Raw genomic sequence first — 14256 nt, forward strand, 5'->3', positions numbered from 1 at the left:
TTTTGTCGTGGCGATTTTTTTGTGGCTTCTTACAGATTTTTATGTAAATACAAATTTTCTTGGACTTGTGAAATTTTATTTTATGAATTGTATTTAAAAAAATATAATTTATTTGTGTGACAAAAATTTTTTTCGCAATTTTTTTGTGTGGCAATTTAATTTGCAACTTATAACTTAAAAAGAACATAAAAAAAGAATGCCTTTATTTTCTAAATAAATGACATTCTTTTTAAATATCCAATTCCATCCAACTTAAACTTTTTGGTTCAATCACTACTATCACCTTTATTCTTATTTTACCAAAGCCTTATATAAAATAAATATTTCTCGCATTCCCAACTCTAAGTCTGCGTACCATTTTATATAAAAACTAAGAGTAATATCTAAACAAACTATTTACCATCAATTATTTTAAAAGTTATACTATTAAAAATTCTTTATCGTCCATAAAAAACTATTCGATTTATATAAAAGTCTTGGCATTTTAAGTCAAAACTTGTAAAATTCATAAAAATCAAAAACATTTTTACTGATCTTGGATGGAATTGTCATGTTTCGCCAAATAAGAAACTTCACAATAATTCTATTCACTTCAACAAGTTAATCTTATTTGGTACTATCATTATACCATACTAAATTAAATTGTAAACACTTTTTGCAAAAATTTTTAAAAATTTTTTATAATTTTTTGTAGTATAATGAAATTACTAAAAGGAGGCTAAAAATGAACACATTGATCGGCTACAAGAGATGTAGCACTTGCAAAAATATAGAAAAATTATTGGAAGAAAAAAATATTTCCTACGACTACAGAGAAATCGACAAGGACCTCTTGTCTGTTGAAGAGCTTAAAAAAATAAAGGACTTGGCAGAAGTTGACATCTTTAAACTATTTAACACATCTGGCGTGAGGTATAGAGAGCTTGGACTAAAGGACAAGAAGAAGGCCATGACTGAAGAAGAAATTTTTGAGCTCCTCTCTACAGATGGCATGCTAGTAAAAAGACCAATCCTTTTGACAAAGGGCAAAGCCTTTGTAGGTCCCCAAGTAAAAAAATATTTAGAGAGTCTATAAAATTAAATAAAAAATTTAAAGAGTGCAAGAAAAACTTGCACTTTTTCTATGCAAAAAAATACCAGAGCCTAAGCCCTGGCATATAATTTATTCATTTTTTAAAAATTTGTCTATCTCTAGGGCGTCTGCTGCCTTTATTAGGACTGTGATTTTGTCGCCCAAAAGGATCAAGTCGTCTGCTGTTGGAACGATTTCTGTGCCTTCTCTTTCTATTGACATTATTATTAGGTGCCTTGGGAAATTTATTTCTCTCAGGCTCTTTCCTATTATTTTTAAGTCGCCAGTGATTGTGTACTCGAAGACTGAATAGTCGCCAAGCTCTCTTTCTTTTGGACTGAGTAGGTTTTTGTCCCTTAGTTGTCTTTCGAAAAGGGTGTCATAAATTGGGGCAACTTTTAAGATTTCTGCCACATAATAGGAGACCACGACGACTATGGATAGGGCAATTAAGTGGTCAAAGGTCTTGGTCATCTCTGTTACTAAGATCACTGAAAGGATGGGACTTCTCACTACTGATGCTAGGATTCCACTCATGCCCAGTATTATGAAGTTGACATAATAGGGATCCAGGTCAAGGTTCTTTCCAAGTAGGGCGAATATTAATGTTCCGCAAGATCCACCTATGACTAGGACTGGCAAAAAGATTCCGCCTTGGACTCCTGAGCCGTAGCAAAATGTTGTGTAAAATAATTTCACAAGAAGGATTGCCAAAATATATTTTACTGCAAATTCTTCCTTTGCCATTTTTTCTAGCAGTCCATGTCCGCCGCCTGTTCCTTCAAAAAAGCTAAAGCCAATTATTATTGTCACACCCATAAGTAGGGCGTACTTTAAAATTTTTGAATCTATTTTTTTGAAGAGGTCTTGAAATTTTGTTATTAGTAAGTTATATAGTCCTCCAACTAAACCTGTGAGGATTCCAATTAGTATTGCCAGCCAAATTAAATTCATGGGTAGGGACTCTGTCACGAAGAAGGAGAAAGATGTTTCCGCCCCCATTATGACAAAGGACACATAGTTGGCTGTTATTGATGCTATAAGGGCTGGCAAGAGGACATACTTTGAATAGGTCTTGTGAAGCTCTTCTATGGCAAAGATGCAGCCTGCCATGGGGGCGTTAAAGGCTGCGGCAAGTCCTGCTGCTGCCCCTGCTGTTATCATGTATTTTATTTCGTCGGGAGGTCTTTTCAAGGTCTTGCCTATAAATTTTGCTGCTGCGCCACCCATTTGTATTGATGGACCTTCTCTTCCAAGGGAAAATCCCATGAGGTTACCCAGTCCGCCACCCACTATTTTTGATACCAAGGTTGGGACTTCATCCATATTAAATTTGCCAAGGATTTCGCCACGAATTTGTGGTATTCCACTGCCGCCTGATAGGGGCGCCCATTTTAAGAGCCTATAAATTATAAAAGATATTATTATTGCAAGGACAATTAAAATCAAAAGGGACTTTATACTAAATTCGCTGTATAAAAATTTTCTGTAAGAATCCATTTTCATTATTACAAACCTGTAGAGAACTGAAAAGAGTCCTGCGAAGGTCCCCACAATTAGGGAGTCAAATAATATTCTAAATATTAATTTGCTTTTTTGGTTAAAATCATCTTTCATTCCTTGCTCCTTTTATTAAATTATTCCAATCTTCTTCACTTAATTTTAAAATTTCTATATAATTTTTTTCTCTTTCTATTTTATTTGGGACTGTGTAAAAATTGAAGTTGACTTTTTTTATCTGGCTGCCATCTATGTCTGCTATGACCTTAAATTTTTTGGACTTGACGAGATTATATAAGCGGGCGTTTATGTGAGTTAGCTCGTCGTGATAGATGAGCTTATTATTTTTGGGATAGTAGCTCATCCTGAAGTTTCTGTCATCAATCTTGCCCTTAATAGTTTTTAGGCTTTCATTTTCTTCATGCTCAATATAAATATGCCTGTGGGGCACTTTTAATTCAAAGTCCTCCTTTATTTTTAGGCTGTACTTTTTGTCAGCTGACTGAAGTTTTAAGAGGTTTAGGTTCTGGTCAGTATCCATGTAAAATACTATGTCATCTCTATTTTTTAGGTCACCTGAAATATTTTTAAATTCTTTTTCCAGGATTTTGCTTATATAAGTGTAGGGAAAATAATTTTCTTCTCTATAAAATTCTTCCACCTTATTCATAAGTTTTTCTAGGTCCTTGGACTTCACCTTGATTTCAAATTTATTGTCTGAAATATTTTTCACATGAGTTGTCCTTATTATTTCCGTCCACTCTTTTTTACAATATTTTTTTAGCTCTGAATTTTTTTCAGAAAAGGAAACTGGTGGGAGAAATAATTTTTTGTTGTCTATGTCGTAGCCCAGATCACTTAGGACATGAGAGTCGCGAGAGAGGTTTACCATAGTGTTCCTGTCAATGTATAGGGGCAGGTGGGACAAGTCATCTCTATAGAGATAGACATCGCTATTTACAATTTTTTCGCCAACTGTCTCTATATTATTGTCTTTTTCTCTTCTCTTCATGAAATATCTGGACTTATTACTTGCGCTTTGAAAGTTTATAATATTTAATTTGTCGCCACTTATGCCTTGACTGTTTAGCCTTATGCCATAGTCGCCGGAGGTCTTCACCCTTTCGAAAATATCTGACAGACCAAAGTCTTCTATGTAATCATCGGCAAAGGCAAAAATTCTGTCGTCAATGGTGTAGAGAACTTCTGCCACGATTTTTTTGGGATAGCGTCTAAAGCTTGTCAGGCTCCAAAAAATCCCTCCAAGTAAAATTAATATTAAAAAAATGCTTTTCTTTTTCATATCATCACTGCTTTTTATATATTAAGTATAGTTTACAATAAAACTTTACTTTATTGCAATAAAAAAGGCACCTGTGGTGCCAAATTTTACATATCTATATTTTTTCTCCACTTGCCAAACTTGTAGTAAATTGCCATCAATAAGAAGTTTGCAAAGTAAGACACTGGATAGATTATACTTATTACTCTTATGGAGTTAAATATTGGCATTGCAAAGTAAACTACTACCAGCCTCAAAATGCAAATTGTAAGTAGAGAAATGATCATTGGACCCATGGCATGTCCGCTTCCTCTTATGAAGCCAGAAATGGTTTCTGAAAGTCCAAAGAACCAAATGCCAAGACTTATTATCTTAAGGAAGTCGGCACCATAGGCCACTACATCTGGGTCTGGATTAAATATTGCAATAAGTGGTTCTGCCAATGTAAAGGCAATTACCGATAGGACAGCAGAGATTCCAAAGACTATTAAAAGGGAAACTTTCAAGCCTTCTCTTAGTCTATCGAATTTTTGTGCCCCAAAATTTTGTCCTGAGAAAGTTGTTGCCGCAAGGGCTATAGCTTGAAGGGACATAAATAAAAATCCGTCAATCCTTCCTTCAGCTGCAACACCTGCAATGGCATCGGCACCAAAGTAGTTGATCTTTGCCTGGAAAATTACATTTGTAAAGGACAAGAGTGCTGTCTGCACTCCCGTAGGTATGCCCACATCAAAAATTCTCTTGGCTTCATGCTTGTGAAGTTTTATTTCTTCTTTTCTAAGCTTATAAGACCCGTCTGTCTTTAGTAGTGAATAAGTAACTAGGATTGCTGATACAACTTGTGATGCTAGTGTTGCTATGCCTGCTCCCAAGACTGACATATGAAGCCATCCTACTAAGATAAGGTCAAGGACAATATTTACTATAGCCGACACACACAAGAAGTTAAATGGTCTCTTGGAGTCCCCAGTGGCCCTTAGGATAGATGCCCCCATGTTGTAAATTAAAATTGGAACAGTGCCCATGAAGAAAACTCGCATATAAATTGTGGCATCATTAAGAATTTCTGGCGGCGTGTCCATTATTCTTAGGAAGAAGGGCGTCGTTAGATAACCAAAAATTGTTATAAAGAGTCCTGATGCCAGTCCAAGAAAGTAGGAAACACCTACAGATTTTTTTAAAGCCTCTCTGTCATTTGACCCATAGTATAGGGAGATGACCACAGATGCACCAGTGGTAAGGCCCAAGAAAAGTCCAATTAGTAAGTTGGAAACAGGTCCCGTTGCACCAACTGCTGCCATGGGATTTTTGCCAGCGAACCTACCAACTATCATAAGGTCGGCAGTGTTATAAAGCTGTTGCAAAAAGTTTGTGAGAAGTAGTGGTATTGCAAATTTTATTAGACCTTCAACTATTGAGCCTTCTGTCAAATTTATATTTCTGCTGATTTTTTTACTCATCCTTGTACCTCACAATCCCAATATATATTTTCTTAAGCTCTCCCACATTGCTATTCAAAAGCTCACCCTTTTTTATATCGGATATTGCGTAGGTAACATTACAAGCCACACAATTGCCATATTCTTCGCCAGTGTCTGCGTCCATGCCAGAAGGTATGTCCACTCCAATTATATAATTGCCGTGAATATTTATGGCATCAATTAAAGACCTATAAAATTTATTTAACTTCCTATTGAGTCCTGTGCCGAAAATTGCGTCTACAGTAATTTCATTTACTTCAATGGATTCAATTAGTTCGTCAAAATTATCATCTTCTATATATTTTACATCTGTAAGTTTTTTTATTATTTCTAAGTTTTTGGAAAATTCTTCGCTCTCCTTGTCGCCAACAACAAAGACTTCCACGATTTTTCCACTGAGAATTAAATGTCTTGCGATGACAAGACCATCGCCACCGTTATTTCCCTTACCGCAAATTATCGTAAAGGAATCGTACTGATTAATTTCGCGGAAAATTCCCATTCCTGCGTTTTCCATTAAAATAAGAGAATCAATTTTAAATTCTTCTATTGTTCTCTTCTCTAGTTCAATCATTTTGTCTCTTGAAATTGTCACAGTAATCCCTCCCTGCTCTTATTATATGCTATTTAGTAAAAATTGACACCACATTATAAAAATTTTAAAAATTATATTTGACTTCTTTCTTTTCATTTAAATTTTTAATTTAAAATTTTTGTCGCCAAGAAATTTTTTAAAAAATATATTAAAATTATTCCTCTATCAAAGTCTCTCAAATAAAATTTTTCTCGCCAATATTTTTTTGTAATTTTTCGCAAGGACAATATATTACAACAAAAAGTGTCAAAATGCAAAAATTTCACAGAAAAAATTTTTTAAAAATTTATAGAATTTATTTGTTGATATTTAATATCATTTGTCTTATAATTGGGTTAAGGATAATACTTATCAAAATTTTAATAATCACACATAAAATATAATTAAATAATAAAGGAGGACTTATGACAAATTATCTTACTATTGCCGAAAAGGCAAAGCCCGAATGCATAAATTGTGCTCACGAGATTTTTGAAAATATTTCAAAAAATTCACTTAGCAAGAGCCTTGATGAGATGAAAAAACAAATTGATGACCTAAACACCTTCCTGTATACATATTTCCTAATTACATATAACAAGGATCTAACAGATATACACGATGACTTCACCCTTAAATTAAAAAAGGCAGAAGACAAGTCAGCTCTCAAGTATATTGCCAAGGATTTAATAGAATCTTACTCCAATTCCCTTCTCGATGAAATGGATTTTTCCAGAAACGAAATAATTGACAAGGCTTTAAAAATTATAAACAGCGAATATACTTTAGGCTTAAACCTAGAAGAGCTTGCAGAAAAACTTCACCTATCAAAAAATTATCTCTGCTCACTTTTTAAAGAAGAGACAGGATACACTTTTTGCCAATATTTAAATACCCTAAAGACAAACAAGGCGAAAAAACTTCTCTTAGAGGACAAAAAAACTTTGGAATACATAAGTTATGAGTGTGGATTTTCTTCACAGCCTCATTTTACTATGACCTTCAAAAAGTACACTGGCAAAACTCCTAGAGAGTACAAGATGAGCGTCGCTCCTTAATAATCCAATATTGAAATCCTCCATCATTTGCTATAATATAAAGTGATTGGAGGATTTTATGCTTTTTAATTCACTTGAATACTTAATTTTTTTGCCAATAGTTGTAATTTTTTACAATTTATTGCCACAAAAACTTAAAAATATATTTTTGCTCTTGGCAAGCCTCACTTTTTATAGCTTTTGGAATGTGAAATACACCCTCCTCATGGTCTTCTCAATATTTGTTACCTACATGACAGGTCTTTATATTGAGAAAAATAGAGGGCAGGTTAAAAAAATGAAGCTTGCTGTCTTTTTGTGCTTTTTTATAAATTTGGGCATACTCTTTGTCTTTAAGTACTTTAATTTCTTTGCTGACCTCTTAAATAATTTTTCTGGCAAAGATTTTAACCTGGCAATTGATGTCCTCCTTCCCGTTGGGATTTCCTTTTACACCTTCCAGGCTCTGGGATACACAATTGATGTCTACAGAAAGGACATAAGGGCAGAAGAAAATTTTATTGACTACGCACTTTTTGTCTCCTTCTTTCCACAACTTGTGGCAGGGCCCATTGAAAGAAGTGTAAATTTACTTCCACAGATAAAAAAACCTAGAAAATTTTCCTACGAAAACTTAGTCAAGGGTCTTGTCCTATTTTTTTATGGAATGTTTTTGAAGTTAATTATTGCCGACAGGGCAGCAATTCTCGTCAATGAAGTTTTTGGAAATTACAATAATTTTTCTAGGGAGATCTTAATCATCTCTGGGATTTTATTTACCCTACAAATTTATTGCGACTTCTACTCCTATTCCATAATGGCTAAGGGATCTGCAAAAATCTTAGGCATTGACCTAATGGACAACTTTAAGGAGCCACTTTTATCTAAATCCATTACAGAATTTTGGAGAAGGTGGCATATTTCCCTATCCACTTGGTTTAAGGACTACCTCTACATTCCCCTTGGCGGCAACAGAAAGGGAGACCTTCGCAAATATTTTAATCTTCTTGTGGTCTTTCTCGTAAGTGGACTTTGGCATGGGGCAGAACTTTCCTTTGTCCTTTGGGGTCTCATCCACGGAGTCTTTAATGTCCTTGAAAATATTTTGGGCATCAATAAAAAGTCTAAGAGAAATATTTTATTAGACAGCTTGAGAAGAGTCCTCACCTTTATAATTGTTGTCTTTGCCTTTATTTATTTTAGGGCAGAAAATATTCATCACGGCAATGAATATCTCCTTGCAATTATAAATAATCCAAGATCTTTAAATTTAATGGAGGACCTTTCTAAGACTAAATTTGGCACAGCAAATATTTATCCCCTTCTTGTTGGCATAGCCATTTTATTTATCTTTGATGTGCTTAAGTACAAGAAGATAAATTTAAGCGAAAAAGTTTTAAAAATAATTCTCCCAATAAGGTGGATAATTTATCTTGCCTTTATCTTTGCCATAATAATTTTCGGCGTCTATGGTCCAGAATTTTCTGAATCTGCCTTTATTTACTTCCAGTTCTAGTTTTGTAGGTGATAAAATGAAAAAATTTCTAAAAATTTTAAAATCAATAATATTTATTGCCCTAATAATTTTTGGCAGCCTAGAGCTAAATAATCTCTTTATGAGAAAGTCCCTGGCAAAGCCTTGGGACATGGGAAATAAAATTGGCGGCTTTTTTAACGAAAGCGAGGATTATAATGCCATGTTTTTTGGGACAAGCCACTCCTACTGTTCCTTTGAACCCCTAGTGATTTATGAAAAGACTGGCGTGAAGTCCTATGTCCTCGCCTCACAAAGTCAGCCCTTAAGGATCACTGCCTCCTATGTAAAAGATGCTCTTAAAAGAAAAAATCCAAGTGTCATCTTTGTGGACATTCAATCAGCAATTTATAGGATCACAGAAGATTCCAGCGTGGTAAATTCTTATTCAGACTACATGCCTATGTCAAAAAATAAAATTGAAATGATTGCAAAAAAAGTTCCCAAGGGCTTTAAGACTCAGGCTCTCCTCCCTCTTGTGGCTTACCACAGCAGGTGGGATGAATTAAAGGATGAAGACTACGACTTTGACAAGGCTTCCTACGATGACTACTTAAAGGGCTATGTCCTCTTAAAGGGTCAGAGCAAAAACTTCAAAAACAATGAAGAAGCCGAGATAAATAAGTTTAGAAAGTCCGCTCTTGCCTATGATGAAAAAACTTATTTTAAGTTTAATATGGATGCCCTTGACGAAATAATTGACCTGGCAGAGAGAAATGGCGTGAAATTATTTTTCGTCAAGACTCCCATCTACGATTACGACTTGTATAGCGACAACATAAAAGTAATTGCCAAGGAAATAGAGGCTAGGGGTGCAAGCTTTATCGACTTCAACGACTTTAATGAAGAGATGAATTTATCCAAGGAAGATTTTTACGATCCCCACCACTTAAATGTAGTAGGCGCAGAAAAGTTTAATTTATTTTTTATAGACTACATGAAAAAGGAGGGCGTCTTCCAAGAAAATTTGGCTGATGATAAGGCTTGGTTTAAGGATATTAAAAGCTACGATATAAATAAATGGTGATAGACAGAAGCTTAAGGCTTTTGTCTATTTTTTTACAAATCTTTTTTATTCTTGATGAGTTCCTTTATCAACAAGAATGAAGAATCTTTACTAAAAAATAAAAATATAACCTTTTTACTATAAATCTTGATTTTTCTTAAAAATAATAATAGAATAAGTTTAAGGAGGTTAATATGACTATAAGGGATTTGGAAATATTTATCGAAGTTGTTAGGGCAAAGAATATGTCTAACGCTGCAAAAAATTTAAAAATTTCGCAGCCAACTGTCTCCCATGCAATTTCGCAAATAGAAAACGAGTACAATGTAAAATTGTTCGATAGGATTTCAAAAAAGTTATACATAACAGATGTTGGCTTAAGGCTTTATGATTTTGCCCTAAATATCTTGGAACAATTTGAAGATACTGTTGTTTTTTTGCAAAGTTCATCTACTGCTCACAACATAAATCTTGGTGTGAGTTCAAACTTTAGCTCTCAATTTTTGCTTGAAATAATCGACGATTATGAAAAGAAAAAAGAAGATGTAAGCCTAAGGGTATATGTTGATTCACGCGAAAAAATAATTGAAAAATTAAATTCTGGCGTTATAAATCTTGCCATAATAGATGGCGATGCTGGCATTTGTGATAATTCAGCTGAGTCCTTCTATGAAGATGAAATTTTTATAATTTCCTCAAAGGATTCTGACATCAAAGACAAAGAAGTCCTTGACGCAGAAGATTTGAGAAACAAAAAATTTGTCCTTGGCGATTTAGATGATAATTCTAAAAAAATGCTTTTAAATTTCCTTCGTGAAAGAGGCATACCAATTGATTTAAAATTCATCTGCCAAAACAAGGACATGGTTCTAAATATTGTAAAAAATTCTGACGCTCTTTCCATAGGCGCATCTTCATCCTTTAAGGACGAAGACCTTGTTAAACACAGACTAGAAGACCTCTCTATTAAGAGAACTTACTACATGGTCTACCACAACGACGCCTTCCTAAAAAAGGACATGAAGAATTTTGTGAACTTTGTAAAACATAAATTTAGTAAAAAGTAATAATGGAATTAAAATTTTTAGAATCGCTACAAAGTCTCCACTCTCCAATACTAAATTATATTATGATTTTTATAACTAGTCTTGGGAATGGAGGATTTATTTGGATTGTTGCTGCAATATTTTTGCTCTTTCAAAATAATAACAAATTAAAGAGAGAGGGCTTTAGCCTTGCAGTAGCTCTTATTATTTTTTCTGTCTTTGGTCTCTTGATTTTAAAGCCAATAATAGCGAGACCGAGACCCTTCACAGTAGATGATGTGGCAATCTTAATAAGGGAGCCCATGGGATATTCCTTCCCATCGGGACACACTGGCTCATCCTTTGCCGCTGCATCTGTAATTTATTATTACAACAAAAAAAGAGGAGCCCTTGCCCTAATCTTAGCAGGACTCATTGCCTTCTCCAGGATGTATCTCTTCGTGCATTATCCCAGTGATATAATCGCAGGACTGATCCTGGGCCTTATTGCAGGAAGGCTTGCAATAAAAATTACCCGTGAAATTTTAAAAAGTTCAAGAAAATAAAAAAATGCCCCGTATTAATTACGGGGTAAATATTTTTCTGCAATTTTTATATTTAATTCTTCGCCAAGACCTCCATAGATCTCTTGGTACTCTTCATAGACTCCCTTTAGCCTCTTTAGGTTAAAATCTATTGCCTCCTTGTCATCAAGCATGTCAAGTTGGTTAAGGGGAAACCTGTCAAAGATCATGGATATTTCTATTTCTAGGTCCTCTCTCATGTATTGCAAGTTTTCACTACTTATGTCAAGCTCTCTTGGTCTATCTCTCTTTAAAAATTCTAAAAGACCATCCTCGTCGCAGTTTTTAAAAAGTTCCTCTGCCCTTTCAAATTCCTCAGCTGGAAAATCATTTAGGCTTGGGCTGTAATAAAAGATAACTTCCCTAAAGATGTCCTCGATTTCCTTTCTCTTTTCATCAGAAATTACAGGACCACTATCTCTTGCGTACTTATCTTTATTTTCCTCACGAAGTTCTTTAAACTCTCTCTCAAATTCTTCTTCAGATTTTCTTTTTGCATCTTCAGGAGAAAACTTGTCCAATAATTTTATGTTCCTCCTGACTTTTCTTATATTTAAATTTAAGCTATCCACAAAATTTTCTAGGTCGCCAAAAATTTCTCCGTACCTCTCATAAGTCTTGGGGATCAAATTTATTATTGTATCTTCCTTTACAAAAAGCAGCTCTGAAACTAAAAATTTTAAATAAGATTTCTCCATAACATCACCTTTTCTCTAGACCTAAACTCTATTATATTTGACAATATTAGTCAATGTTAAAAATATTGTAAGAAAAAACTGGAAAATTCATAAAGCCCTTGAGGTCGCTGTAGTCTATGTAGGAAGGAGTCTTATTCCAACCGTCATAGACATGAAGGATTTTTATCTTCATTCCCCTGTAGTCATAAAGGGAGTAGCCAAAAATAACCAGGGAGTGATTTTTGTAGTAGCCAGTGGCAAGATTCATGAGGACTGGATGAAATTTATCTATCTCCTCTTTTACATGAGAATAAAAATTTCCCAGGTAGATGCCTCTCGCCTTTATCTTCATCTTATTTTTCTTAAAATAAGTATTGGCTATACGAGAAATAAAAAAGGGTAGGGTTCCAATTTCTTTGAAGTATCCATTTCTCCTTGCGATTTCAAAAATTTCCCCATAAATTTTAAACTTGTCCAAGTCCTTAAAATAATAATTTATAATTCTCGTAAGGCTGGCAAGGGTGCAGTTCTTTTCTCCATCTTGAAAGTCTCTCTGCAAAAAGTTTGGAATTTCTATTTCACTTGATTCCATAAAAATTGCCTTGGGATAATTTTTTTCTATATATTTATTTAAGTCTGCAATTCTATTTTTTTCCATTACTTCCTCCATCTTACATATACCCATTGTGGGAGATAAAAAATTTTTATGGCAATCTATAAGGCTCAAAAAATTTCTGCCATCTAAATTTTCAAGATCTAAAGCTTTTAAGCCTTTCCTAAAAAGACATAAAAAATCTGCCCCAAGGAGCAGATCTTAAAATATTATATGGCAAGTTTTCCTGCATTAGAAATGTAGGATGAAATTCTTTCCATGGCTGCCAGTGTCTTTTCGTAGAGAAGTCCACTTTCAGGGTCACAGATTTTTTCTCTCATTCTAAGCATGTGATTGTTTCTAAATTGTGTAGCATCCTTTTGAACTAATTCGTTTGAGGATCTCATAAAGGCAACTCTTTCGTCCTTATCTAATTCGCCAAGGGCTGAAGAAAACATCTTTTCAATTACATCATTTATTTCTTTTAATTCTTCAAAGGTTTTATCTGTAAAGGCAAGACTTTGGTCTTCCTTTAATTTTGCAACTTCAGCAATGTTTTTGGAGTGGTCTCCAATTCTTTCCATGTCCCTTGAAATTCTAAGGTAGGCTGCAAAGTTTGCAGAAGTTTGCTCGTTCATTGCAAGACCCAAGGAGTCGATTATAAAGGCGGAAATTTCTTTGTTTAAATAATTTATTACTTCTTCACGCCTAAATATTTCATCGTATTTTTCTTCGTCAAAATTTTTCAAGAGGCTAACTGAATTTTCATAGTTTTGACTTACTATTTCAAGCATTCTTCTAATTTCTGCCTTCACATCAGTAAAGGTAGCTGGTGCGTCCTTGACAATATTTTTGTTGATATATTGTAGAGACATCTCTTCTTGTTCCTTGTCGATACCAGGAATGATCTTGAAGGACAAATCTGCAAGCTTTCTTGAGAATGGGAACAAAAGTATTGATGTTGCAACGTTAAATAGGGTGTGCAAGTTGGCAATTTGTGCCGCCGGCAAGTCTCTTGAAAAACTAATTATTATTTTATCAATTGGAACTATAAAGGAAATAGTTACAAATATTATAGTACCAATAATGTTAAAGAGCACGTGGACTAGGGCTGTTCTTTTGGCATTCTTAGATGAACCAACTGATGACAAGACAGATGTAATACAAGTACCAATGTTAAATCCAAAGATTATATACATGGCTGAGTGAAGTGGCATTACACCTTGGTTGGCAATGGCCTGCAAAATACCAAGAGATGCAGAAGATGATTGGAGTATTGCAGTGATAGCTGTACCTGCAAGTACGCCAAGGATTGGGTTGTCAAACTTTGTCATTAGAGTTACAAAGCCAGGATAGTCTCTAAGAGGTTCCATGGATTCGCTCATAAATTGCATTCCCATAAACAAAAATCCAAGACCAATTACAGCTTGACCAATGTATCTTTTCTTTTTGTTTTTAGAAAATGTATTTAGCAAAAATCCTACAAAGGCAATTATAGGAGCCAGTGTAGAAATATTTAGGGCAACTAATTGTCCAGTGATAGTTGTACCAATATTGGCGCCCATTATAATTCCAACTGCTTGATAAATTGTCATCAGTCCAGCATTTACGAAACCCACAACCATTACTGTTGTGGCTGAGGATGACTGGATTATAGCAGTTACGAAAGTACCAACGAGTATTGATTTAAAAAAACTCGATGTCATTTTTTCGATTACAATACGCAGCTTGTCACCTGCAACTAGCTCAAGGCCGCTGCTCATCATTTCCATGCCGTAGAGGAAGAGAGCAAGCCCTCCCAATAGTTCGATAAAATAATTAATTGACATAAATCCTCCCAATTTTTTACTCAACTTAATCTTACAATATAATTGTCTTTTTTTAAAGGAAAA

Annotated in this window: 13 protein-coding genes; 6 read left to right on the forward strand and 7 right to left on the reverse strand. The window is 34.4% G+C overall.

Annotation, left to right across the window (positions count from 1 at the left end; genetic code table 11):
• Positions 1–724 precede the first annotated feature (724 nt).
• The gene (locus HGPG_RS05375; RefSeq protein WP_019125036.1) at positions 725–1075 is read left to right on the forward strand and encodes a Spx/MgsR family RNA polymerase-binding regulatory protein; all 351 of its coding nucleotides are present in this window, start codon (positions 725–727) and stop codon (positions 1073–1075) included.
• A gap of 87 nt (positions 1076–1162) precedes the next feature.
• On the opposite strand, the gene HGPG_RS05380 is transcribed toward HGPG_RS05375, so the two are convergent.
• The 4 genes from HGPG_RS05380 to HGPG_RS05395 form a co-directional block, all read right to left on the reverse strand.
• Positions 1163–2689, reverse strand: a complete 1527-nt coding sequence (locus HGPG_RS05380) for a chloride channel protein (RefSeq protein WP_019125037.1) — start codon at positions 2687–2689, stop codon at positions 1163–1165.
• Entirely contained in the window at positions 2679–3875 is a 1197-nt protein-coding gene (locus tag HGPG_RS05385) for a hypothetical protein (protein WP_019125038.1), read from the reverse strand. Before HGPG_RS05385 ends, HGPG_RS05380 begins: the two co-directional genes overlap by 11 nt.
• A gap of 86 nt (positions 3876–3961) precedes the next feature.
• Positions 3962–5314, reverse strand: a complete 1353-nt coding sequence (locus HGPG_RS05390; protein WP_019125039.1) for an MATE family efflux transporter — start codon at positions 5312–5314, stop codon at positions 3962–3964.
• Positions 5307–5930: an NAD(P)H-hydrate epimerase gene (locus tag HGPG_RS05395; RefSeq protein ID WP_019125040.1), complete on the reverse strand. Its 624-nt coding sequence runs from the start codon at positions 5928–5930 to the stop codon at positions 5307–5309. Before HGPG_RS05395 ends, HGPG_RS05390 begins: the two co-directional genes overlap by 8 nt.
• Positions 5931–6334: 404 nt before the next feature.
• On the opposite strand from HGPG_RS05395, the gene HGPG_RS05400 reads away from it, so the two are divergent.
• From HGPG_RS05400 to HGPG_RS05420, 5 genes are all read left to right on the forward strand, one after another.
• Entirely contained in the window at positions 6335–6967 is a 633-nt protein-coding gene (locus tag HGPG_RS05400; RefSeq protein WP_019125041.1) for a helix-turn-helix domain-containing protein, read from the forward strand.
• 58 nt (positions 6968–7025) lie between these two features.
• Entirely contained in the window at positions 7026–8462 is a 1437-nt protein-coding gene (locus HGPG_RS05405; protein WP_019125042.1) for an MBOAT family O-acyltransferase, read from the forward strand.
• A 16-nt stretch (positions 8463–8478) separates the two neighbouring features.
• Positions 8479–9507 carry a hypothetical protein gene (locus tag HGPG_RS05410; RefSeq protein WP_019125043.1) on the forward strand — a complete coding sequence of 343 codons (1029 nt, stop codon included), beginning with the start codon at positions 8479–8481 and terminating at the stop codon, positions 9505–9507.
• A 173-nt stretch (positions 9508–9680) separates the two neighbouring features.
• Positions 9681–10553, forward strand: a complete 873-nt coding sequence (locus tag HGPG_RS05415) for a LysR family transcriptional regulator (protein ID WP_019125044.1) — start codon at positions 9681–9683, stop codon at positions 10551–10553.
• Positions 10554–10615: 62 nt separating this feature from the next.
• Positions 10616–11077, forward strand: a complete 462-nt coding sequence (locus tag HGPG_RS05420; protein WP_245543887.1) for a phosphatase PAP2 family protein — start codon at positions 10616–10618, stop codon at positions 11075–11077.
• A 14-nt stretch (positions 11078–11091) separates the two neighbouring features.
• On the opposite strand, the gene HGPG_RS05425 is transcribed toward HGPG_RS05420, so the two are convergent.
• From HGPG_RS05425 to HGPG_RS05435, 3 genes are all read right to left on the reverse strand, one after another.
• Positions 11092–11793 (reverse strand): hypothetical protein, encoded by a 702-nt coding sequence (locus HGPG_RS05425; RefSeq protein ID WP_019125046.1) that lies wholly within the window; start codon positions 11791–11793, stop codon positions 11092–11094.
• 46 nt (positions 11794–11839) lie between these two features.
• A complete protein-coding gene (locus tag HGPG_RS05430; RefSeq protein ID WP_019125047.1) occupies positions 11840–12430 on the reverse strand; it encodes a C39 family peptidase in 591 nt (196 codons plus the stop codon).
• A gap of 164 nt (positions 12431–12594) precedes the next feature.
• Positions 12595–14193, reverse strand: coding sequence for a Na/Pi cotransporter family protein (locus tag HGPG_RS05435; RefSeq protein WP_019125048.1), 1599 nt, complete (start codon positions 14191–14193; stop codon positions 12595–12597).
• Positions 14194–14256 lie beyond the last annotated feature (63 nt).

Source organism: Peptoniphilus grossensis ph5, assembly GCF_000311825.1.
Classification (GTDB): domain Bacteria; phylum Bacillota; class Clostridia; order Tissierellales; family Peptoniphilaceae; genus Peptoniphilus_A; species Peptoniphilus_A hominis.

Excerpts from the sequence above, each read along its gene's own strand:
- HGPG_RS05375 (WP_019125036.1), top strand. The coding sequence starts at position 725 with ATGAACACATTGATCGGCTACAAGAGATGTAGCACTTGCAAAAATATA.
- HGPG_RS05380 (WP_019125037.1), bottom strand. The coding sequence starts at position 2,689 with ATGAAAGATGATTTTAACCAAAAAAGCAAATTAATATTTAGAATATTA.
- HGPG_RS05385 (WP_019125038.1), bottom strand. The coding sequence starts at position 3,875 with ATGAAAAAGAAAAGCATTTTTTTAATATTAATTTTACTTGGAGGGATT.
- HGPG_RS05390 (WP_019125039.1), bottom strand. The coding sequence starts at position 5,314 with ATGAGTAAAAAAATCAGCAGAAATATAAATTTGACAGAAGGCTCAATA.
- HGPG_RS05400 (WP_019125041.1), top strand. The coding sequence starts at position 6,335 with ATGACAAATTATCTTACTATTGCCGAAAAGGCAAAGCCCGAATGCATA.
- HGPG_RS05405 (WP_019125042.1), top strand. The coding sequence starts at position 7,026 with ATGCTTTTTAATTCACTTGAATACTTAATTTTTTTGCCAATAGTTGTA.
- HGPG_RS05410 (WP_019125043.1), top strand. The coding sequence starts at position 8,479 with ATGAAAAAATTTCTAAAAATTTTAAAATCAATAATATTTATTGCCCTA.
- HGPG_RS05415 (WP_019125044.1), top strand. The coding sequence starts at position 9,681 with ATGACTATAAGGGATTTGGAAATATTTATCGAAGTTGTTAGGGCAAAG.
- HGPG_RS05420 (WP_245543887.1), top strand. The coding sequence starts at position 10,616 with ATGATTTTTATAACTAGTCTTGGGAATGGAGGATTTATTTGGATTGTT.
- HGPG_RS05425 (WP_019125046.1), bottom strand. The coding sequence starts at position 11,793 with ATGGAGAAATCTTATTTAAAATTTTTAGTTTCAGAGCTGCTTTTTGTA.
- HGPG_RS05430 (WP_019125047.1), bottom strand. The coding sequence starts at position 12,430 with ATGGAAAAAAATAGAATTGCAGACTTAAATAAATATATAGAAAAAAAT.
- HGPG_RS05435 (WP_019125048.1), bottom strand. The coding sequence starts at position 14,193 with ATGTCAATTAATTATTTTATCGAACTATTGGGAGGGCTTGCTCTCTTC.